This window comes from Arcicella sp. GW821-FHT09D11, from assembly GCF_059416265.1.
Genome location: NZ_JBWKOV010000001.1, coordinates 714,566 through 736,004 on the forward strand (window position 1 = coordinate 714,566; position 21,439 = coordinate 736,004).

The 21,439-nt window shown below is 35.6% G+C and carries 20 protein-coding genes; 10 read left to right on the forward strand and 10 right to left on the reverse strand.

The window, feature by feature from the left end:
- Positions 1-268: 268 nt before the first annotated feature.
- On the forward strand, positions 269-808 hold the full coding sequence (locus tag AC07N0_RS02945) for a hypothetical protein (RefSeq protein WP_492800749.1): 540 nt from the start codon (positions 269-271) through the stop codon (positions 806-808).
- A gap of 50 nt (positions 809-858) precedes the next feature.
- On the opposite strand, the gene AC07N0_RS02950 is transcribed toward AC07N0_RS02945, so the two are convergent.
- Positions 859-1,101 (reverse strand): MoaD/ThiS family protein, encoded by a 243-nt coding sequence (locus AC07N0_RS02950; RefSeq protein ID WP_494588056.1) that lies wholly within the window; start codon positions 1,099-1,101, stop codon positions 859-861.
- A gap of 139 nt (positions 1,102-1,240) precedes the next feature.
- Here AC07N0_RS02950 and moaA point away from each other — a divergent pair, with 139 nt between their 5' ends.
- The 3 genes from moaA to AC07N0_RS02965 all read left to right on the forward strand — a co-directional run bounded on the left by moaA (position 1,241) and on the right by AC07N0_RS02965 (position 3,785).
- Complete coding sequence (moaA, locus tag AC07N0_RS02955) at positions 1,241-2,224, forward strand: GTP 3',8-cyclase MoaA (protein ID WP_494588398.1); 984 nt, start codon at positions 1,241-1,243, stop codon at positions 2,222-2,224.
- 106 nt (positions 2,225-2,330) lie between these two features.
- Positions 2,331-3,314 (forward strand): bifunctional heptose 7-phosphate kinase/heptose 1-phosphate adenyltransferase, encoded by a 984-nt coding sequence (locus AC07N0_RS02960; RefSeq protein ID WP_494588057.1) that lies wholly within the window; start codon positions 2,331-2,333, stop codon positions 3,312-3,314.
- Between the two features lie 18 nt (positions 3,315-3,332).
- Positions 3,333-3,785 carry a GNAT family N-acetyltransferase gene (locus AC07N0_RS02965; RefSeq protein ID WP_492800752.1) on the forward strand — a complete coding sequence of 151 codons (453 nt, stop codon included), beginning with the start codon at positions 3,333-3,335 and terminating at the stop codon, positions 3,783-3,785.
- A gap of 133 nt (positions 3,786-3,918) precedes the next feature.
- On the opposite strand, the gene AC07N0_RS02970 is transcribed toward AC07N0_RS02965, so the two are convergent.
- The 5 genes from AC07N0_RS02970 to AC07N0_RS02990 all read right to left on the reverse strand — a co-directional run bounded on the left by AC07N0_RS02970 (position 3,919) and on the right by AC07N0_RS02990 (position 6,423).
- Complete coding sequence (locus AC07N0_RS02970) at positions 3,919-4,227, reverse strand: hypothetical protein (RefSeq protein ID WP_494588058.1); 309 nt, start codon at positions 4,225-4,227, stop codon at positions 3,919-3,921.
- Positions 4,228-4,370: 143 nt separating this feature from the next.
- Positions 4,371-4,754: a RidA family protein gene (locus AC07N0_RS02975; protein WP_494588059.1), complete on the reverse strand. Its 384-nt coding sequence runs from the start codon at positions 4,752-4,754 to the stop codon at positions 4,371-4,373.
- A 120-nt stretch (positions 4,755-4,874) separates the two neighbouring features.
- Complete coding sequence (locus AC07N0_RS02980) at positions 4,875-5,558, reverse strand: Crp/Fnr family transcriptional regulator (RefSeq protein ID WP_492800754.1); 684 nt, start codon at positions 5,556-5,558, stop codon at positions 4,875-4,877.
- Positions 5,559-5,567: 9 nt separating this feature from the next.
- Complete coding sequence (locus tag AC07N0_RS02985; RefSeq protein WP_494588060.1) at positions 5,568-5,963, reverse strand: DoxX family protein; 396 nt, start codon at positions 5,961-5,963, stop codon at positions 5,568-5,570.
- 4 nt (positions 5,964-5,967) lie between these two features.
- The gene (locus AC07N0_RS02990) at positions 5,968-6,423 is read right to left on the reverse strand and encodes a YHS domain-containing (seleno)protein (protein WP_494588061.1); all 456 of its coding nucleotides are present in this window, start codon (positions 6,421-6,423) and stop codon (positions 5,968-5,970) included.
- A gap of 165 nt (positions 6,424-6,588) precedes the next feature.
- Between AC07N0_RS02990 and AC07N0_RS02995 the strand changes: the two genes are divergently transcribed.
- The 5 genes from AC07N0_RS02995 (at position 6,589) to AC07N0_RS03015 (ending at position 14,134) form a co-directional block, all read left to right on the forward strand.
- Positions 6,589-7,035 (forward strand): DoxX family protein, encoded by a 447-nt coding sequence (locus tag AC07N0_RS02995; protein WP_492800757.1) that lies wholly within the window; start codon positions 6,589-6,591, stop codon positions 7,033-7,035.
- Positions 7,036-7,318: 283 nt separating this feature from the next.
- Positions 7,319-8,002 carry an RNA polymerase sigma-70 factor gene (locus tag AC07N0_RS03000; RefSeq protein WP_492800758.1) on the forward strand — a complete coding sequence of 228 codons (684 nt, stop codon included), beginning with the start codon at positions 7,319-7,321 and terminating at the stop codon, positions 8,000-8,002.
- Positions 8,003-8,030: 28 nt separating this feature from the next.
- The gene (locus AC07N0_RS03005) at positions 8,031-9,023 is read left to right on the forward strand and encodes a FecR family protein (RefSeq protein WP_494588062.1); all 993 of its coding nucleotides are present in this window, start codon (positions 8,031-8,033) and stop codon (positions 9,021-9,023) included.
- A gap of 65 nt (positions 9,024-9,088) precedes the next feature.
- Positions 9,089-12,553, forward strand: coding sequence for a SusC/RagA family TonB-linked outer membrane protein (locus AC07N0_RS03010; RefSeq protein WP_494588063.1), 3,465 nt, complete (start codon positions 9,089-9,091; stop codon positions 12,551-12,553).
- Between the two features lie 51 nt (positions 12,554-12,604).
- Positions 12,605-14,134: a SusD/RagB family nutrient-binding outer membrane lipoprotein gene (locus AC07N0_RS03015; protein WP_494588064.1), complete on the forward strand. Its 1,530-nt coding sequence runs from the start codon at positions 12,605-12,607 to the stop codon at positions 14,132-14,134.
- Positions 14,135-14,356: 222 nt separating this feature from the next.
- Here the strand turns inward: AC07N0_RS03015 and AC07N0_RS03020 are convergent, their stop codons facing one another.
- On the reverse strand, positions 14,357-15,142 hold the full coding sequence (locus AC07N0_RS03020; RefSeq protein WP_494588065.1) for a DUF3050 domain-containing protein: 786 nt from the start codon (positions 15,140-15,142) through the stop codon (positions 14,357-14,359).
- Between the two features lie 232 nt (positions 15,143-15,374).
- Here AC07N0_RS03020 and AC07N0_RS03025 point away from each other — a divergent pair, with 232 nt between their 5' ends.
- On the forward strand, positions 15,375-15,887 hold the full coding sequence (locus tag AC07N0_RS03025) for a hypothetical protein (RefSeq protein WP_494588066.1): 513 nt from the start codon (positions 15,375-15,377) through the stop codon (positions 15,885-15,887).
- A gap of 95 nt (positions 15,888-15,982) precedes the next feature.
- On the opposite strand, the gene AC07N0_RS03030 is transcribed toward AC07N0_RS03025, so the two are convergent.
- The 3 genes from AC07N0_RS03030 to AC07N0_RS03040 form a co-directional block, all read right to left on the reverse strand.
- Positions 15,983-16,531, reverse strand: a complete 549-nt coding sequence (locus tag AC07N0_RS03030; RefSeq protein WP_494588067.1) for a hypothetical protein — start codon at positions 16,529-16,531, stop codon at positions 15,983-15,985.
- A gap of 86 nt (positions 16,532-16,617) precedes the next feature.
- Positions 16,618-18,351 (reverse strand): beta-helix domain-containing protein, encoded by a 1,734-nt coding sequence (locus AC07N0_RS03035; protein WP_494588068.1) that lies wholly within the window; start codon positions 18,349-18,351, stop codon positions 16,618-16,620.
- A 60-nt stretch (positions 18,352-18,411) separates the two neighbouring features.
- The gene (locus AC07N0_RS03040) at positions 18,412-21,261 is read right to left on the reverse strand and encodes a TonB-dependent receptor (protein WP_494588069.1); all 2,850 of its coding nucleotides are present in this window, start codon (positions 21,259-21,261) and stop codon (positions 18,412-18,414) included.
- Positions 21,262-21,439 lie beyond the last annotated feature (178 nt).

Below are 21,439 nucleotides of genomic sequence, written 5' to 3' on the forward strand. Positions count from 1 at the left end.
CTAGCCATTGCTTAATACTAATTTTGATTTATTCATAGTTAGATATTTTAAGTAGTATTTAATACGACATCTATTTTAAATACAAAATAAACTTTTGCAAAGTTTATTTGTCCAAATAAGCATTTTAAGGCTAAACAAATTCGTTAAAAAAATTGAATAGCCATTTACCCTCATTCATAATATTAAAAATGGAATGAGTTTATGTACCATTGCTATTTAAACTAAAAAAATTGTTTTTAACCTAAAATCGCCATCAATTTTAAAACACATGAAAACAAATATTATTCCGGCCTCTGTAATTATGATAGCCCTTATTTTAAGTCAATCTTCTTGTGTTAGTAGCAAAAAGTACAAAGAACTTGACGGATCAAAAAGTAGACTTAATGAAAACTTTAAACGCTCACAAGTTGAAGTAAGAGATTTACGGTCTAGAACATTAACATTGTCTGACGAGTTACTTGCCCAAGAGAAAAGATATCGCTCTTATTTTGTTGAAATAGGCAATATCAGAAACAATTATAAGCAAGATTCTTTAAAAATGGTAAATCTGTTTAAAGACGTAGATTTAAAAGTTGAAGAATTTAAGGCTTATAAAGTAGAAACTCAGAAAAAAATTGAAGGGTATGAAACTCAAGTAAGTACGTTAAATACGCACATCAAAAAGCAAGATAAAAATATTCAGTTATTATCTAGCAAAATAATGAAAGAGCGTAGACTTCACGCTAGTCAGAAACGTGAAATTATTAATCGCTACGAGAGAAGAATCAAAAATTTGAATGCTACCATAAAGTCCTCAAATGGTATCTAAGTAAGTAGCCTTTGATTTTCAATATAATTGTAAAATCAAAGGCTATTTTATTACCCTCCGCTTACGGGTGGAATCAATGCTATTTCGTCTCTGAAATTCAAGGTCAAATCCTGCTCTGCATACTCGCTGTTTACTGCCACCAATAGCGATTTTATCGCCCTCAGCTTTGGATAATCGTCTTTTAGCTTTTCTAGCAGTTGCGCTACATTAACAGACTCCTGCATTTCTATTTCAATCAATGTACTACCAATTATTTCTTTAGTAATACCGAAAAGATTTATACTGTACTTCATATTATTGGCTAAATATTACCTTTTATACGATAACAATTGAATGTTTTTATATTCGCTAAGGTTATTTACTTAAATTTGTTCAACAAAGAGACGAATTTACGGAATGATCACTCAAAACAAAAAGCAACCTAACCAAACCTTGATTTACGATAATCATGGTCGACCAATTACGTATTTGCGTTTGGCTGTGACTGACCGTTGTAATTTGCGTTGCTTTTACTGTATGCCTGAAGTGGGCGTGAAGTACCTTCATAAATCAAAATTGATGACTTATGAAGAAATGCATCGAACCGTTTCTGTATTGTCTGAATTAGGTGTTTCGAAAGTACGCATCACAGGGGGCGAACCTTTTGTTCGCCATAATATGATTGATTTCATGTATATGCTTTCTGAAATTGAAGGCATTACTGAGCTTAACATTACTACGAATGGTATTCTTACGGGACAATACATTCGCCAAATGAAAGAAATAGGCATTCGTTCTATCAATTTGAGTTTGGATACTTTAGATAAAAAACGTTTTTTTGAAATTGCCCGCAGAGATGAATTCGACAAAGTATATGAAACGCTTTTTCAATTATTAGATGCTGGTTTTGAAGTAAAAGTAAATGCTGTAGTAATGGACGGGCAAAATACCCAAGACATTATTCCATTAACAGCATTGACGAAAGATAATAAGGTTTCAATTCGTTTCATTGAAGAAATGCCTTTTAATGGCGAGGGTGCCCACTATCCCAAACTTCATTGGAATGCTACCCGTATCTTACAAGAAATCAGAAGCGAATATCCTGATTTACAAAAATTGGTTGATGCTCCCAACTCAACCTCATACAATTATCAAATTCCGAATCATCAAGGTAATATCGGAATTATTGCGGCCTTTTCACGTACCTTCTGTGGCACTTGCAACCGCATTCGTTTAACCGCTACGGGCGAGTTGAAAACTTGTCTTTACGATGATGGTGTACTGAATATCAGAGATTTACTAAGAAATGGTATTTCTGACACAGAACTCAAAGATACTTTTATCCATGTTTTTAGCAATCGCCCTAAAGATGGTTTTGAGGCCGAACGCAATCGCAAAAGTATCATCACAGAATCAATGACCACGATTGGTGGATAAACCGAAAAATCCTTTTCCGTTTGATTCTATCAAAAATGCCCTAATTTTGTAGGCAAGAAACTTCTTTTCTTTTACCCGTACAACTAGAATCTATTTCCTTGTTATTATGACAATCTCTGAGATATTCAATCAATTTAATCAATTAAAAGTTCTTATTATTGGCGACGTAATGCTTGATTCTTACACATGGGGAAAAGTAGAACGTATTTCGCCAGAAGCTCCAGTACCAGTAGTAAATGTACTCAATCGTGAAGTTCGCTTAGGTGGTGCTGGCAATGTAGTAATGAATGTACAAAGTCTGGGTGCTGAAGCAATTATTTGCTCGGTAGTTGGCAATGATACTTATGGAAATGATTTAATCAACCTTTTGCAAGAACGAGGTTTATCAACAGAAGGGATTATTCAATCTGATACCAGAATTACTACTGTCAAAGAAAGAATCATTGCAGGCTCGCAACAAATTGTGCGCATTGATACCGAAACGGATGCTTTGATTAATGATACCGAGAACGAATTACTCACTGAGAAAATAAAAGAATTGGCTAAAGGTGCCGACGTAATCATCTTTGAAGATTACGACAAGGGTGTCTTATCTAAAGGGCTCATTGCCGACATCATTGATTTTGCCAATAGTCATAATATTCCTACCGTAGTCGACCCTAAAAAACGTAATTTTCTTCATTATCAACAAGCGACTCTTTTTAAGCCCAATCTAAAAGAATTACGCGAGGGTTTAGACATTACTTTTGATGTAAAGAAAACCGAAGAGCTAGAAAATGCGGTGAGTAAACTAAAGGATACTTTGCAGTTAAAAGGTGCGTTTATCACACTTTCTGAAAGGGGTGTTTATATTGATTTTGAAGACGAGAAGAAACATTATCCTGCCTATTTTCGTAAAATTGCCGATGTTTCTGGAGCGGGCGATACCGTTATTTCCATTGCGGCTTGTTGTATAGCGTTGGGATTAACGCCACAGCTAGTAGCAGGTTTGTCTAATTTAGGTGGTGGATTAGTCTGCGAATCATTAGGCGTTGTGCCGATTGACAAAGCTTTGTTACAAAAAGAGGCTAGTTTAAATTTTGAAAACTAATTTTAGCATTTTCTAATCATGTTTGAAGTACAAAAGGATAACTTTTTGATTTCTACGGATAAATCAAAATTGCAAATCAATGTCATTCATGACTACCTGAGCAACCACTCGTATTGGGCTAAAGGTATTCCTATTGAAATCGTTCAACGTTCTATCGACCATTCAATGGCTTTTGGTATTTATCATCAAACAGAAAATCAATTGGTGCAAGTAGGGTTTTGTAGAATCACTAGTGATTTGGCTACTTTTGCTTACCTAGCCGATGTTTTTGTATTGGAAACATACCGTGGTAATGGACTTTCTAAGTTCTTGATTGAAACTGTGTTGAAACATCCTGATTTGCAAGGACTACGCAGATGGATATTGGCTACTTTGGATGCCCAAGGCCTTTATGCACAATATGGTTTTAAAGCACTAGACAAACCAGAAAATTTCATGCAAATAAAAGCCGAAAACCCGTATAATATTTAATTGTGAATGAGTGAGTTTTTCTAATGGTGAATGAGTGAGTTAGTGATTGAGTGAGTATTATTTTTCCATACCAAAATCACTAACTCACAATTCACTAACTCACAACTAAAAAATCACTCAATCACTAAATTACCTAAGGTTTCTCCTCTATCCCCAACATCGTCAAAGATGGATTTATGGTTCTGGGCGTAATTACTATTTTAAAAACCTTATTGTTGGCTATTCTAAACTCTGTAGTGTATTTCCCTTTCTCTTTCAAGCTTCTATATACAGCCGTATAATTTATTTTACTTTCCCAACCATTAATCACTAGTGATGATATCACTTGGTCTAAACACTTACTGAGGTTCGAGAAATAGCTTAAAACAGTCTCTTTTTCCCTAATAGCATTCAACGAACCAATCGGGATTACGGCTACTTCATAAATAGTTTGTTGTTTCATAAATTTTAATGAAAAATAATTCAACTATTTTTCAAACGTAAAACTTTTCATAAACGTTCAGCGTTTTACTATCATACGCATCAAAAAAGCAAAAAGCCCCGATTTTCATCGAGGCTTTTTTTATGGCTAAATCTTCTGATATTTTACTGTGCAATCGCCGTAAATTCTATTTCTACTAAGTAATCTGGCGAAACCAATTTACTGATTTCATAAATGCCTGTCGTAGGTTTAATGTCTTTGAAATAGGCTCCGTGTGCTTTCGCGATATTATCAAACTGAGTAATGTCTGTAGTAAAAATTCTTGTTCTTACTACATCACTCAAACTCGCCCCTGCTTCTTCTAATACTTTAGCAATTCTTTCAATGATGTTATTGGTTTGTGCATAAGCGTCGTCAGCCTTTACATTTTCGCCATCAACGATGGCCACCGTTCCTGATACTTCAATAATATTTCCGATTCTTACGGCACGGCAATAGCCCATTTTATCTTCCCAAGGTGAACCTGTAAGGATATTTTGTCTTGACATTTTTTGTATTATTTTTGGTTAAGCTACAAAGATAATTTTAGCACCTTAAAATACTAATGCTTTGTCAGTCAATTTTTATAAAACATTGTATTGCGAACGAGCCGACTTATTCATCTATCTTTAAACTAAGCGATGAACATCCTTTACAATAATTTCACTACGCGTATAGTCTATTAACCCTGCATTCTTTAATTCATTAAATAGCATTGTTACGGTTTGACGGGTACTACAAATTAAGCCTGCTATGTCGCTGTGGGTAAGATAATTCTTTACGATAATATCCTTGGTTTGTCCATTGCCTTCTTTCGTGACCCAATCTTTTAAAAATAAGACAAATCTTGTCCGCACATCTTTAAACATTAGATTCGTATAATTATTCGTAATGCGTTTGAGTTTAAAACCTACCAATTTGGTATAACGAATAGCCAATTGTGGATTGTTCCTAACAATATTTTCAAAATCATTTAGTTTAAAACTACATATTACTACTTTCTCCGAAACTGCTACGGCATATTCATCTTCATTTTCATCTACTTCATCAAAAGTATATTGCCCAAATAAATCTCCTGATCTTAAAATTTCTTTTACCGTTTCGTTCCCTTCAGCATCTACCGAAATGATTTTAAGCGTACCGCTCTTGATAGTATAAAGTCGCTGTTCGTCATCATGTGAAAAATAGATGATTTCGTTTTTCTTAACCGTCTTAAAATTTGGAATCAAACACAAGGCACGGTTCTCTTCTCTACTTAATACCGAGAACAACTGATGGTCGTGGAGATACCAATATTTTGCTTCCTCTTGCATACTGATTAATTAAGTTAGTGTATAAAAAAAGGCAAAAAAGTCACCCTTACGTATATATGCTACTATCGCACAACAAAATAAGGTAACTAATGCTAAGATAAACAAATATCCTCCATCTCCGTCGCTTTCTATGCCCAATAAAGTAAGATGAGCCAGAATAGCACCAAGCATTATTCCCATTCCTAACCAAGCACCTATCCATGCTTTTTTAGGAATTAATAATAGGATGACTGTTATTAATTCTGTCACGCCCGCGCCATAGCGCCCAAAAGGTTCTACGCCTAATTTAGTAAAAAGATGTACACTTTCAGGCGCCCCTGTGAATTTGAAGAAAAGCGTTTGGGCTAAAATCACTGCTGCAATGATTTGGGCTTTCCAACTGATATATTTTTTTTGACTAGTCATGTTTTTATTTTTTGAGTATTTTTTCCCAATTACTATCTGCTTTTGCTTTTAAGTTAGCCTCATCTTTGTTCCAATCTGGTAGGGTATTGGCAAAAAAAGTATGATAAAACAGGTATAATTTGCCATTGACAATTTTGTAGGTTTCTGGGTCAATTGTTACTTTTTCACCCTTACTTCCCATTGCATAAGCACACCATCCGCCGTACTGGGGTTCGTATTTTGAAGGACTCTTTTTGAAGTTTTCCAAATTACTAGCACTCGTAAAATGATAGATAACTCCTTCCTGATTGTAGGAAAACTCCTTTTTCCCTTCCACTGGTTTTCCTTGAAAATAACTGACTGGGTCGAAGCCACTAACGGCTAAACCTTTGTCTGTTAAATAATGTTTTTTTCGAGTAGCCATGTCTTGCGAAAAAAGATTTAAACTAATGATACTGAATAGAATAACTAGAAATTTCATCGTCTTTTTTGTTTAATTACATCACAAATTTCGTTTTTCTTCTCGCCACCAATTGTCAGCTAACTTACCAATTTATATTTTTTAGCTATTGCACAAAATAATTCTATCTAATATTGACAATGTTATATTTTTATTATAAATTCAATAAACTAAACAATTATCAATATGACTACAATTGAAAGCATAGAAAATTGGGGTGATAGACATCACCCAGCATGGCTTGACATTATTCGGATTGCGTTGGGGTTGTTACTATTATTTAAAGGAATGAGCTTTATTGGCGATACTTCCTATTTATCAACGCTTGTTGAAGGACTGCATTTTAATGCTTGGACTTTCGTAGCGGTGCATTATGTGGCCTTTGCCCATCTGGCAGGAGGTTTGATGATTGCGTTAGGATGCCTTACCAGACTGGCGGCGGCTTTCCAAGTACCCATTTTGTTTGTAGCAGTGTTTTTTACCAATATCAGTAACGGCTTTACTTTCGTCAATTCTGAATTTTGGTTATCAATCGTTGTGTTATTCCTTCTATGTCTTTTTTGGTTAATTGGTTCTGGTAAATTTTCGTTTGATGAATACGTAAAAAATCATCCTGCTTATAAAATGAAGTGATTGTTTCATTAAGCATTAGCCTTAACATGTTTAATCATAAAAACCTCTAACATCTACTTGATGTTAGAGGTTTTTTTATGGTAATCTCTCTGTGAAAAAAACATTGTATTAACCCCCTAATAAAGTGATATTTACAGAAAAAATACTACGATTTTGATACCCTTTAGCACAATATTGAACTATACTTATATTTTATTTTAAAAAAACTTTAAAAACAAGGTAGGGTAAAATGAAAAATTAAAGTCTATCTAATTGAAAGTGCAACTAACTATAAAGTTTGCCCGTGAATTTACCAATAGAAGATAATTCGAAGGATTTTAATAAGAATCTGTTAGATACAACATCTGTTAACCATAATTTTATCGATTCTTCACAGAAAGTAATCGATAACGAGCTTTTCATTAAAAAAATTCTGGAAGAAGAGCCTCGGAAAGGTTATGAGATGTTGTTCAGAAAATACTACGCTCCGTTGTGTAGCCATGCCATCAGGTATGTTTATTCAAAGGAGGTGGCCGAGGATATCGTAGCTGAGGTATTTTATAATTTTTGGCACAAGGCTCTTTATAAGCAGATTGATACTTCGCTAAGGGCATATTTATATACGATGGTTCGTAACAGAAGTTTTACTTACCTCAAAAGCGAGTATAATAACAACAATACCGATGATATTGTTGACTGGAATGGTGCATCTCACCTGCCCCAACCTGACAAAGTACTTGAATATGACGAGTTATATATGCAAGTAGAACGAGTAATCGGCACACTTCCTCCGCAATGCCGAAAAGTGTTTTTATTGAGCAGATTTGAAGGTAAAAAATACAATGAAATTGCCACCGAATTAGGCGTTAGTCAGAAAGCCGTTGAAGCACACGTAAGTAAAGCATTAGCCGAGTTACGAAAGGGATTAAAAAATTATGGATTGGTTTCCCTTTTGATATTTTCAATCATCATGTATTACAGTAAGTGATAGTTTTTCTTTTAAATATATCAACAACATGAATCTATACAAAGAAATGATTTTTAATTATTTCGCTGGTAACGCCTCGCCTTTACATAAAAAATTAATTGAAGATTGGTTGCAAGAACCGAAGAATATTGAGCAGTATTTTGAATGGCTCGATGAATGGGAAAGAACCTGTCCGCAGTTCTTACCTGATGTTGAAATAGCGCTTTTAAAAAACTTAGCGCGTATAGAGAATAACGTTTTACCAGTAAATGACGCTACTATTATCAATCCTGTTCCCCAAAGTACCAAACTAAATTTATGGTGGATAGCAGCCGCTGTTTTTTTGGTTTTTGGTACTACGGCTTTCTTCTTAAAACATGATATTATGTATCAATCTTACACCACTGACTTTGGCGAAATAAGAAATATACATTTATCAGATGGCAGTGAAGTAACGCTAAATGCCAACTCACAATTATCTGTTCCAAGATGGGGATTTGGTATAAAAACCAGAGAAGTACTATTGGCAGGGGAAGCAGAATTTTCAGTTAAGCATACCCTAGACCACATGAAGTTTATTGTCAATACCCCAGACAAACATCAGATTACGGTGTTAGGAACTGAGTTTGTAGTATATGCCAGACAACGAGGCACAAAGGTGGTGTTGAATAAAGGAAAAGTAATTTTGAGTTCTGCTAATAAAAAGGAAATTATTACGATGAAGCCTGGCGACATGGTGAATATTTCTAAAAAAGGAGAATTGCACCTACAAGTATTGAATAAAGAAAAGCTTAATACTCAGCTCTCTTGGAAAGACCACCGCTTTGTCTTTGATAATACCCCTATGAAAGAAATCGCCAGTTTAATCAAAGAAAACTTTGGCGTTGACATTAAGATTCAAACACCTGAATTAGCCAATAGAACCATTACTGGTGCTTTCAAGGCAGAAAATGCCGAAGAATTAGTCAATGTATTAGCCGAAATGCTAGAATTCAGCGTAGTGAAAGAAGAGAATTCTTATATCATTTCTTTTACTAATTAAGTAGTACTCGAGTAAAACTAGTCATAATCAACCCGTAAAAATTCACTAAACAATCCGAATTCAATATGAGAAACAAAGCTTTACTTAGAATGCTTTGTTGTGGCATCGCCCTGAGTATTTTTCCCTCATTGGTTTTTTCACAACTATTGGCATATTCCAATCAGAAAAGTAAATCTAAATTTACTGAAAAAGAAAACACTTCAAATACTATTAAATTAAGAGAGGCTTTATTGAAATTAAAAGAAATTTACAAAGCTGATATCTTGTTTGAGGAAGGGTTGGTAGCCAACCACGAAGTACAGAGAACATTGATTGATAATAAGAATACTGTTGAACAAAACATAGAATCTGTATTACAGCCAACGGGTTTGCGTTTTAAAAAAATCAAGAAAAACTCTTATGTAATTTTACCCTCCACAGCCAACAAAACGAGCGTTTCGATTGAAAGCAAAGCACAAGAATTAACCAAACCCGAAGAAGTTAGTGCTGAAGTTGTTGCCGAAAATATTATCTCAGGAACGGTGGTAGATGACAAAGGTATTTCGTTGGCGGGTGTAAGCATCTTAATCAAAGGGACTTCAAAAGGGACTTTGACAGATGAAAAAGGGATTTATAAAATTGAGGTAGAGTCATCTAATTCAGTGCTTGTTTTTAGCTTTATTGGCTTCAAGAAACAAGAAGTTACCGTGCTTCAAAAATCGTTAATCAACGTACAAATGATTCCTGAGAATCAGGCTTTAGAAGAAGTAGTGGTTACGGCACTAGGTATCAAAAAAGAGAAAAAATCTTTGGGTTATGCAGTTTCTGAAATAAAGGGAGAGGAATTAACAAAGGCACGTTCTACTAATATTGCTAATACGTTAGCTGGTAAAGTAGCAGGTTTGAATATTTCGGGAACTGCCACAGGACCAAGTGGCTCAAGCAGAATTGTAATTCGTGGAAATGGTTCTATTTCTGGGAACAACCAACCTTTGATTATTGTAGATGGTATTCCTATCAATAATGATAACTTGGGTTCAGTAAACATTGGTGCAAACCGTGATGGAAACTGGACTGGGGCTGACAGAGGCGATGGTATTTCGAGCTTAAACCCTGATGAAATCGAAAATATCAGTGTGTTGAAAGGGGCTACTGCGGCGGCTTTGTATGGTTCAAGAGCATCAAATGGGGTTATTTTGGTAACAACCAAAGGAGGAAAAGCAGAAAAAGGCATTGGGTTAGAAATAAACAGCAATTTTGTTGCGGAGGATTTATTAATCAAATCTTATGATGATTACCAATATGAATATGGTTTAGGAAGTAATGGCGTAAAACCAACTACAGTTGCCCAGACTGCTACAAGAAATAGCTGGGGAGGAAAACTGGACGGAAGCAATGCGATGTTTTATGATGGTATAGAAAGACCTTATGTGGCAGTTAAAGATAATTTAAAGAAGTTCTATCAGATAGGAACAACTTTAACAAACTCTATCGCTCTGACAGGTGCTACTGAAAAAGTCACGTATCGTTTCTCGATGAATGATTTAAACAACAAAGGAGTTTTGCCTAGCAACACATTACGTAGAAACAACTTTGCCTTGAACCTTAATGGCAACTTGGGTAAAAACATCTCATTCGTAGCCAATGCAAAGTACATCATTGAAAAAAACCATAACAGACCAAGAGTAAACGATTCACCAGGAAACGCCAACTTTACGATGTATGTGTTACCTACTTCTTTGGGCGTGGATGTATTAAGAAATGCTGTGGTGGATGCTAGTGGTAACGAAAAAGTATGGTCTGATAACCAATTTACCCAAAACCCATATTTTGCGACAGAACAGTTTCAACAAGATGATGAGAAAAAGAGAATCATCACTTCTTTTGAACCTAAATATACTATTAACGAATGGCTATATGTAAAAGGACGTTTAGGTTTTGATAATTTCAATTATTACTACAAAAACATCGAACCTTATGGTACGGGCTATGCCCTCAGAGGAAACTACAGTGTATCAACCCGTAATTTCACTGAAACTAACACAGAGTTGTTGATAGGTTTTAACAAGAAATTTGGAGAGAAATTCAGTGTGAATGGATTAGTGGGTGGCAACCAAATGAGACAAGTTACGAGAGTAACAGAATTCAGTGCCTCTAATAGCTTTAACATTCCGTTCTTTTATGATATTTCAAATATTGATCCTTCTGCAAGGACTTTATCAGAAGCATATATCGAAAAAAGAATTAACTCAGTATATGGTTCAGCTGAATTCTCGTACAATAACTTCTTGTATTTAACAGCAACGGCTCGAAACGATTGGTTCTCTACCCTTGCACCGGGCAGAAACAGCATTTTGTACCCTTCTGTTGGTTTAAGCTTTGTAGTATCTGAAGCTATCATGATGCCAGAAGCAATCAATTACCTAAAATTCAGAAGTTCATGGGCACAGGCTGGTGGTGATACCGACCCTTATAATTTAACATTATACTATGCTTTGAATGGTGCTCATTTGGGTTCTCCGATAGCACAAGTGAGTTCAAACCGCGTACCTAATTCAAACTTACAGCCCTTGACATCAACGGCATCTGAATTAGGACTTGAAGCAAAATTATTCAGAAATAAAGTCAATATTGATTTAGCCGTTTATAACAGAAAAACGACAAATGATATCGTAGCGGCTACTATCTCTGGTGCTTCGGGTTACAACAGTGCTTTATTCAACGTTGGTGCTATTCAAAACAGCGGTATTGAATTATTGCTAGGAGTGGCTATTGCTAAGTCTAAAGACTTCTCGTGGGATGCGTCTTTCAATATGGGGTACAACAAAAGTGAGGTGTTGAGCTTATACGGCAACTTAAATACATTACGTGTTGACCAGTCGAGACCGGGTGCTACTTTTGTTCAACAAACGATTGGTTTGCCTTATAGCCAAATTCAAGGATATGATTTCAAAAGAGATGCTAGCGGTAACATCGTTTACAATGCACAAGGCTATCCAATGCAAGGCGACTTGAAAAACTTTGGCACAGGGGTTTCGCCATATACGTTAGGTTTAAACAACTCTTTCTCTTTCAAAGGTATTACGCTAAGTGTTTTGTTTGACGGCAAGTTCGGTGGCTACATTTATTCTGGTACAAGTGCCTTGGCTTATCGTTTTGGTTTAGCCAAAGAAACCTTGCAAGGTCGCGAAGGTGGCTTAGTGGGTGTCGGCGTTACGCAATCGGGTGAACCCAATACGGTAAAAGCACAAGCACAGGCCTATTACAGCGGATTGTATAGTAGTATTGCTACACCATTTGTTTATCAATCTGACTTTATTAAGTTAAGACAAATTGTATTGGAATATAGTATCCCAAGCAAATACCTAAACAAGTTGCCATTCAAAGGAGCATCGATTTCTATCGTGGGTAGAAACTTAGCAATCTTGATGAAGAAAACGCCAATCATTGACCCAGAGTCTACTTATAACAACGGGAATGCCCAAGGATTAGAGTTTGCTGGAACACCTTCAACAAGGTCGTTTGGGATGAATTTAAACTTGAAGTTTTAATCAACAGTATCATTCTTTTTAGCTAAAATTCAATTAATATAATATACAATTATGTTAAAAAAAATAACAATATTCGCTTCTCTCATCTTATCAATGGGAGCTTGTACGAAAGATTTTGAAGTAATTAATGTCAACCCTAATACGCCATCAACCGTACCCATTGATTATTTATTAGGAGAATCAGAATTATTTATTGCTGGTTCTAGCGATGCCTCTAGCAAAGCTTGGCGTATCAATTTTGGTTTCGCTGCTTGCTTTGTACAACAGATGTCATCCATTGATGTAACGTTCTATGGAGGGAGTTTTTATAACTCTGGCTCTAATAACTTTACCTCATTCTTTGACTATTCTTACCCCAATGCGGTAAAAAGCTTGGTCAATGTAATTGATATTGCCAAAAAGGATACTAAGTACGTCAACGTATTGTCGATGGCTAGAATCTTGAAAGTAATGGAAATGGCCAGACTAACCGACCTTTATGGTGATATTCCCTATTCAGAAGCAGGAAAAGCATTTTTAGATGGCAATTTTTCTCCAAAATACGATGCTCAGAAAGACATCTATTTTGATATGCTGAAAGAATTGGACGAAGCAGGCAAAGCATTTAATGCTACATCTTACATCCCTAAAACAGCAGACTACCTTTATTCGGGTGATTTGGATAAATGGAAACGTGCTGCCAATACATTGATGTTACGTTTGGCAATGAGATTGCAAAAAGTAGATGTCGCATCGGCACAGTCGTGGGTTAAAAAAGCGATAGATGGTGGTTTGATTGCTAACAACAGCGAAACCATTGCCCTTAAATTTGATAATACTGGTGCGATGATTAACTCGAACCCTAACTCTTGGGTACTTGGGCCAAGTGGTCAGAACATTGCTAATTTGAACAATGCGGGTGTACAATGGGGTAAAACTTTTATCGACCTTATGAAGGCTCGTAAAGACCCTCGTTTAGCAGTTATTTCAAGTTTGAGAAGTGGTGATAGAACCATCGAAAACCAAAGAGGCTTACCTAATGCTACGGATGCTATTATCTTGAATACTTTGGATGAGAAAAATCTTAATAATTATTCTCGTCCAAGCAGTAGTTTAATGAGCCTAGCTGCTCCTTGGATTTATATGACCTATGCGGAGGCTCAACTCTTAAAAGCAGAGGCGATTGAAAGAGGTTGGGCAACTGGTTCAGCAAAAACAGCGTTTGTAGACGGGCAAAGTGCTGGCATCAATCAGCTTTCAGTAGTAGGAAGTACGCTTACAGCAAGCGATGTAAGTGCTTATGCTGCCTTGAATACTTATCCTGAAAGTGGTAGCTTAGAAGATAAAATAAAGGCTATCCATACAGAACTTTATTTACTTCATGCTTCAACGCTTAACCATATTGAAGCTTGGTCTGACTGGAGAAGAACTGGTTATCCACAACTAACGCCTGTGAATTATGCAGGCAATGAAACTGGAGGAGTTATTCCACGTCGTTTGCGTTATCCTTTAAGTGAACTAGGAATCAATCCTAATTTCAAAGACGCCATTACACGCCAAGGTCCAGACTTATTTACGACTAAGGTATGGTGGGATAAGTAGTGATTAGTAAATAGTGATTGGTGAATAGTCCGCCGTCACTACATCATTACAAACCATTAATTATCAGTTATTTACAACAAAAAAAAACGTTACTTAAATTGTATTCATTACTTAAGTAAATTAGTCGCTCTCAAAATTAAGTATAACTGAATAAATACAAAAACCTCATCCAAAGTTGCAGCTGCGGATGAGGTTTTATTTTGTTATATACGATTCAAGCCTTTACAGACTATTTTCAAGCTCTTTAACTTTTGCTTCTACTCCATTCCAAAGTTGGTTTCTTACTTCTAATGATTTTAGAGAATATGCTTCGGCTTCTTGCCATTTTTCGGCATCATCCCCACAAAGTTCTTCAACCATTTTTAATGCCAAATGACTGTGATGGTCGCCATCTACTTCAATGTGTCTTTCTAAATAATAATTGAATATCGAAATCCTTTCAGGCATACTTTGATTCAAGTCTTTCACCATCGACACGAACATATCAGGGATTAAATCTTCACGACCAAAAGTAAATACGGCTGCCATGATGTGTGGCTTTTGTGTGTTGATTACTTCAAACGTAAAGGCTACAAACTGAAGAATGCTTTCAGATACTTCTACCGCTGCCAATGCTTCCAGTACTGGTGTTTTCTGAGTGATTAACTGAATGAACTGATTGATTTGTGCTGTGTTTGCCCCTGCCTGTGCCATTGCTTTTAAATAAAGCTCAAAATGGCTCATCGTATTACCTTCGGTATCAGTGTCGCTTTCTTCACAAATCACAATTTCATTGATTAAAAAACGAGTACTTGCATTACCCACAGGAACCCAAGGAATATCTACGCAAGTAAGATGGCGTTGTAGGCCTTTGAGTAAAGACATAAAATCCCACACTGCAAAAACATGGTTTTGCATAAAAAGCTGTAAATCTTCTAATTCATGGATGTGTTTGTAAACTGAATGTGAAGTAATTTGTTGACGGATGGGCTCTATTGCTGATTGAATCTTAATAATATTGGGGTTCATTCGCTATTTTTTTAATGGTTTTAATATTTACGGATTTTATGGTGCTATTGGTTTTATTGCAACTCAAAATTAAAGCATAAAGTTTAGTTTATACCATCATGTTTTCTAGTGTTCATTTGATTTTTAAGAATATAAGCCACAAAACTTAATAATGATAACTTTCATTTAACATACCATTAATCATGTATTAATATCTAAATCTGATTTTTGTATAGCACAAAACTATTACAAAATGAAAAAGATATACTGTATTTTATGCTGTTTCTGCTATCTGGAAAGCACCGCACAAGATGGTATTTATCTAACTGCTCGCGACTTTGGAAGTCATAAACTTAGTGTAACCAACTCGGGTATTTTTAAGGAAAGATATAGCAGTGTTAAAGTACAAAATGATACTAGCAGTATTTACAATTTTAAAAATGCTTTTGGTTACCATAAAGGTGATAAAGATTGGCGTTTCGTAGGGAATAAATCCTATGAAATAATAAACAGCGACGGTATATACATTTATCGTTTAGACATCAGTAACGACATATCTACACAACTTTATTACTTTAGTAAAGAAGCAGACGGAGAGCTAATAGCTTTGTCTAGAAGAAATTTAAGGAAGGTATATGCTGACAACGCTTATTTCATAGAATTATTAAACAGTGTCAATTGGCGATTAGGGTTAGAAGACGAAATTCCTCCTTTCCATACCGTTAGAGTGGCAGAGCTTTATAATTATACCTTGGCTAAACAATAGAAAAGCCGAAGCGATACGCTTCGGCTTTTGCATAATTACACCAATATGAAAATCCATTTCGGACTTTCTCCCCGTTTCTCAACGGAGAGAAAACCTTAGTAAGGCTTGACAGTTACCCACTCATGAGTAGCTTTGTTGTATTGCAAATGGTCGTCGGGCCATTCTATATATTGTTTCATGGGTAGGTATTTATCTACGTTCCCATCTTTAATTAATTCTCTGAATAAAAAGCCTCCTCGCTCTTTCACAATTTCTTCTGTTAAATGAGGCGTGTTAATGATTTCTTCAAAAGATTCGGGCATTAATGAACCTTCTTTCAACTTGAATTTTGCCAATACTCCTCGTCTGAATACTGGGCTAGATGATACTGGACGAATTAAAAAAACGTAATTCCAACCATCTTCTGTTTGATAATAATTTTGGATTTTAAAAAAAGGTAAGGCTTTTACATAGAAACTTCTGAAACGTGTTTCAAATTTTGTGGTATTATCAGCACCCGGTGCAGGTAAGTAGATATAAGTAATGATGTTTGTTAAAAGTGTATCTTGTTCGGTACTAGAAAAGTATTCACTCGCTTGATATTTTTTTGAGTTACAAGAAAAAAGCAACACAAAAACAGAAAGAATGATAAGTATGTTTTTCATATTGGTAGTTGATGCAATCTTAATAAACTTCAGTCTGATATTTTAAAAAATATACAGACTGAAGTATTGAATTGTACTAAGTATTTTTATTTAACGTAAGTAATACCTTGTGGGTTAAATTCTGTCCAGCCTGCTGTCCAGTCTGTATCTTTGAATGCACCAACGTAGTCAGTTTTAACAAAGAATGCAGGTAAAGTAGTTGGTAGATTAACACCTAATAAACTAGAACCAGTAGCTAAAGTAAATGTAGGACGACCAGTTAAGAATAAAGAAGGGCTTAAACCAACAGTTGAAGAAGTAGCTAATATTTTGTTACCAGTCTGAGCAGCAAACCAAGCTGAAGGCTTCTGACCACCGATTAAGATATCAGCTAAAGCACCACCTTGTTCTTTTTCAGAAACTGCACTCGTACCGAAACCACCTGTTCCCCAAGCTTCTAATCCAGCTAATACTACGTTGTTAAGTACTAACTCACCTCTTTCAGCATTACCTTTAGCATCACCTAATTGGCTATCGATATAAACACCGTAAGGGAAACCTGTAACAACTGTATTATAAACTTTCAATTTGTTGTTACGACGTAACTGCATACCATTTTGGAATTGTGAACTGATAGTAGTAGTCAAGCTTCCTTTTGGCCCGATGATACTCATGTTAGCCAATGTAGCAGCTGTATAAGGAGTGTTGCTTGAACCTTTACTATCGTTATCAACTTCAAATCCATTTGAACCAGAGATATCTGCCTGAGTTGCTCCACGAACAGAAATACCGAACTGAATGTTTCCAGAGAAACCGTTGTCCATATCAAAATCATCATCTAAACCTTTGTAAGCAACTAAATATTTAGCATTTACATTACCACCGAACCATTCGAATGAATCATCCAAACCAAATGAAGCTTGAAGATATTCTAATGTAGTACCTGAACCTACTGAACCAAATGTGAATGAGTTAACTTCTTGATTTGGATTGATTGGAATACCTGCATATTCAATACGTACATATTTTAATGAACCTGAGTTATCAGCGTTATCAGTACCTCCGTGGAATGCACCATAAGCACCTTCAAGTTCACGGCTAGCTTGTACATCTGGCAAGTTGTTTACTGCACGACCACAGATAACTAATCCACCCCAGTCACCTGGCTCACGCTCACCAACTGCACGCTCAGATGTCATGATGATAGGCTTAGCAGCAGTACCTTCAGCGATAATTTTACTTCCTCTTTGAATAACCAATGTACCTTTAGTAGCACGGTCACCGATAACGATAGTACCCGGTTGGATTGTTAATGTACCAGTTTTAGTAACTGTTCCGAAAACTGATTCCTGACCTACACGTACAAAGCTCTTCAATTTGTAGATTTTGTCAGCAGTCCAAGTTACGTTACCTTCAATGATACCTTCAACGATTACAACTGTAGGAGCAGGTACTGCCGAAACTGTAACAGGGATAGTAGTTAAAGCAGATACTTGATTTGATTGGTCTGTTACTTGAACAGTAAAGTTTACAACCGTACCAGCAGACACGTTATCAATTACATAATCTTTTGTATAATCAAGTGTTTTTTCACCTGTACCTGTTTTTGTATCAAAAGCAGCACCATTTTTCAATACTACTACAGATTTAACACCACCTGGAGCATTGATTGAAGCTTTTAATTGAACTGTTGCTCCTGGAACACCAGCCAAAGTTCCTGAAACTGAAATAGTAGGTAAAGGAACAACTTCAGCTGTATCGTCTTTACAAGCCTGAAATACCGTCGCCATTGATAGCAACAAAGCAATAATTCGAGTAGCTTTCATGTTTAAAAATTTCATTGATTTAATTTTTAGATTAAGAAAAAAATGTTTTAGAAATTGAAATGTATCTATGGGTTATTAATTTTTTCTAAGCGTATAAACCAATCCTAAAGAGTAAGTTCTTCCCGGAGAATAAGCTTGTATAATCTGATCGACATTACTATCAAATGTATTATCCTTGTTTCCGTCCTGAATAATTAAGTTTCTTTGGTTCAGTATATCTGTAATACCGCCTTTCAGCATAAGATTTTTTGCAATTTCTTTAGAGAATGTAAAGTCAACTACATTTCTTGGCATCTCGTACCAGTCTGGATAACCTGCTGCAAATGAGTTACCTACCGCATAGATACGCTTACCGATTACGTTGAATAATAAGCTAATCTGTGTGTTCTTTTTAGCATCATTATAGTTGATACCTGCATTGATGATATAAGGAGACTGTCCTTGTAATGGGCGATTGTCTGACTGGTTTTGCGAAGCAGCACCAAGTTTCACACGGCTATAAATAAATGCTCCGTTGAATACTAGGTTTATTTTACTTAATAATGGTGATGCTGTTAATTTATCTAACGATTTTTTCACTTCAATCTCAAAACCAGCACTATAAGCACTTTCAGCATTTCCAAAAGTTAAGTTGGCATTGTTAACACCATCAAAAATTACTTCAATTGGATTTTTAAAGTTCTTATAGAACGCTGCAATTGAGATTACTTCAGCAGGAGTTGGGTAGAATTCATAACGGAAATCGTAGTTATCAATCTCTGCGTTGTTCAATGTAGGATTACCTGTTATTACGCGGTTGTTTACAAAATCATAGAAAGAGAATGGTGCAACTTCACGAAATTCAGGGCGATTCAATGTTTTACCGTAAGCAAGACGTAATAAGGCTTTTTCAGAGAAATTATACGTTAAATTAGCTGATGGTAAGATATTTGTCAGGTCACGTTTATAATTTACTGGCGTATTTCTACTGATGTCGTAACTGTTTAATTTTTGAACGTTCTTCTCTACACGTACACCAGCAATTAAGTTCAATTTTTTCGTAAAAGAATAGTTTCCAGAAACATAACCTGCTATCTGATTATTACTTGCATCGTATGAATCTGAAGCATTCGTTTGCTCATCAATTTTCACACCGTTTGTGCTATTGATATTTTGAAGTGCAAAAATTTGTTCAATTGGTAAGCTACCAATGTCAAACAATGAACTATTAGCACGTACATAACCAAGGTTACGAGCTTTGAAAGTACGTTCTTTATCTTCATAAAAAGCACCTGCTTTCAATTCTAATTCTTTATTTCCTTCTGGCGTCGAACCTTTTACTAATGTTAATTTCTGTACTAAATTGATTCCTCCTAAAACAGCGTGTTCATCTAATACAATGTTTGTTCTACCTAAGTTTACAGTTTGTGCTGCACCAAAAGGCACTAATAATACTGGCGTGTTACCACCATCAATTGAATATCTAAAACGCTTATAATCAGGTCGGTCACTATTTGATTTATTGTATCCAACTACCCAGTCTACTTTTGTTTTATCATCGTTAAAACTATGACGACCCAAAACCTGTCCTGTATAAATTCCACGATATACTTGATCTAAAGAACGAATATTCCAAGTACCACCATTTTCTAAACCATTTCTGTTTACATACTGAGCGTTACTCATTTGGTTATACAAGTTCTTGAATTCAAATGTGTGCTTCTCGTTCAATCTCAAAGCCCAGTTATGTAAGAAACCTGCTCTGATTGAGTTATTATATTGTAAATCTTTGAATCTTGTATCTTCATTAATCGTCTCAACGTTCGTTTGGTCAACTGAATAACCAAAATCACTTCTTGCCATTTCAAATATTGTACGGGTGTTGCTATAGTTAACAGCCGTAATATTTGCCAATTTCAAATCTTCTTTGTCAATAAATTTATAAGCACCCGTGATTGAGAAACGTAAATCAGGAATAGCATTTGAAGATTCTGGCGTCCAAGTATTTCTTAACATTTGTCCAGCCTGCGTTAATGCTGCCTGATTTGTCGTAGCTATTTGTTTTAAATCGTTTGTCGTAGGGAAATACTTAGGCAAATCTGAAAAACCATTATTAAAACCTGTATAAGAGTATTTTCCTGTTTGCGGGCGGAAAAACTCTTTTCCTGTTGTTCCGTCACGGTATCCTCCGCTTACATCGATAGTCAAATAATTTTCATCAGGGATACTTTTCGTGAAGATTTTCACAACACCCCCTGCAAATTCAGCTGGCAATTCAGCTGCTGGAGATTTATATACTAAAATACGGTCTATTTGTCCTGAAGGGATTACATCAAATGAAAACGAACGTACATCCGATTCCATACTTGGTGTAAATACGTTATTTAACATTACTGTGTTGTAACGTTCGTTCAAACCACGAATATTAATGAAACGGTCTCCGAAGATGGTTACACCTGGAACACGCTTAACTACCTCAGCAGCAGTACGGTCTAATGTTTTTCCGATTTGAGCGGCTGAAATACCACTTACAATTTGTTGAGCAGCTTTAATTTCTGAGATAACAGAAACTTCTGTGTTAGTAAGTTTTTTAGCGACTACTCTTACTTCATTTAATGTAGTAGCTTGGTCTTCTTCAATAAAAGTATTAATTTCAGTAACGCTTCCTTCTACTACTTTTACATTCTCGATAACTTTTACTTTATATCCTACAAAAGAAATTTTAAGTTTATAGTTTCCAACTGGAATTTTATTAAAAGAAAAGAATCCGTTAATATCAGCGGCAGCTCCTCTGTTAATTCCTTCAATGAAAACAGTAGCGCCTACTAGGTCTTCTTTACTTGCTGCATCTTTGATTGTACCGCGAATAGTTCCTTCCTGAGCGAAAGTGAATGAAAGTGAAGAAAATAGAATAATTAATGTGTAAAGTAATTTGTGCCTCATCATACTGGTTTGTTTTTTTGATGGCACAAAATTAGGTCGGCTATTTAACCACAGTATTACGCTTGTATTATGCTTGGGTTATGTTTATGTTACCGCAATGTTATGTAAATTAAGAAAGCCCTTAATTTTCTTGTACATAGAGGGTAGCTTGATTTAATATATCTACAAAGATTAGTATACA

Excerpts from the sequence above, each read along its gene's own strand:
- AC07N0_RS02945 (WP_492800749.1), top strand. The coding sequence starts at position 269 with ATGAAAACAAATATTATTCCGGCCTCTGTAATTATGATAGCCCTTATT.
- AC07N0_RS02950 (WP_494588056.1), bottom strand. The coding sequence starts at position 1,101 with ATGAAGTACAGTATAAATCTTTTCGGTATTACTAAAGAAATAATTGGT.
- AC07N0_RS02960 (WP_494588057.1), top strand. The coding sequence starts at position 2,331 with ATGACAATCTCTGAGATATTCAATCAATTTAATCAATTAAAAGTTCTT.
- AC07N0_RS02965 (WP_492800752.1), top strand. The coding sequence starts at position 3,333 with ATGTTTGAAGTACAAAAGGATAACTTTTTGATTTCTACGGATAAATCA.
- AC07N0_RS02970 (WP_494588058.1), bottom strand. The coding sequence starts at position 4,227 with ATGAAACAACAAACTATTTATGAAGTAGCCGTAATCCCGATTGGTTCG.
- AC07N0_RS02975 (WP_494588059.1), bottom strand. The coding sequence starts at position 4,754 with ATGTCAAGACAAAATATCCTTACAGGTTCACCTTGGGAAGATAAAATG.
- AC07N0_RS02980 (WP_492800754.1), bottom strand. The coding sequence starts at position 5,558 with ATGCAAGAGGAAGCAAAATATTGGTATCTCCACGACCATCAGTTGTTC.
- AC07N0_RS02985 (WP_494588060.1), bottom strand. The coding sequence starts at position 5,963 with ATGACTAGTCAAAAAAAATATATCAGTTGGAAAGCCCAAATCATTGCA.
- AC07N0_RS02990 (WP_494588061.1), bottom strand. The coding sequence starts at position 6,423 with ATGAAATTTCTAGTTATTCTATTCAGTATCATTAGTTTAAATCTTTTT.
- AC07N0_RS02995 (WP_492800757.1), top strand. The coding sequence starts at position 6,589 with ATGACTACAATTGAAAGCATAGAAAATTGGGGTGATAGACATCACCCA.
- AC07N0_RS03005 (WP_494588062.1), top strand. The coding sequence starts at position 8,031 with ATGAATCTATACAAAGAAATGATTTTTAATTATTTCGCTGGTAACGCC.
- AC07N0_RS03010 (WP_494588063.1), top strand. The coding sequence starts at position 9,089 with ATGAGAAACAAAGCTTTACTTAGAATGCTTTGTTGTGGCATCGCCCTG.
- AC07N0_RS03015 (WP_494588064.1), top strand. The coding sequence starts at position 12,605 with ATGTTAAAAAAAATAACAATATTCGCTTCTCTCATCTTATCAATGGGA.
- AC07N0_RS03020 (WP_494588065.1), bottom strand. The coding sequence starts at position 15,142 with ATGAACCCCAATATTATTAAGATTCAATCAGCAATAGAGCCCATCCGT.
- AC07N0_RS03025 (WP_494588066.1), top strand. The coding sequence starts at position 15,375 with ATGAAAAAGATATACTGTATTTTATGCTGTTTCTGCTATCTGGAAAGC.
- AC07N0_RS03030 (WP_494588067.1), bottom strand. The coding sequence starts at position 16,531 with ATGAAAAACATACTTATCATTCTTTCTGTTTTTGTGTTGCTTTTTTCT.
- AC07N0_RS03035 (WP_494588068.1), bottom strand. The coding sequence starts at position 18,351 with ATGAAATTTTTAAACATGAAAGCTACTCGAATTATTGCTTTGTTGCTA.
- AC07N0_RS03040 (WP_494588069.1), bottom strand. The coding sequence starts at position 21,261 with ATGATGAGGCACAAATTACTTTACACATTAATTATTCTATTTTCTTCA.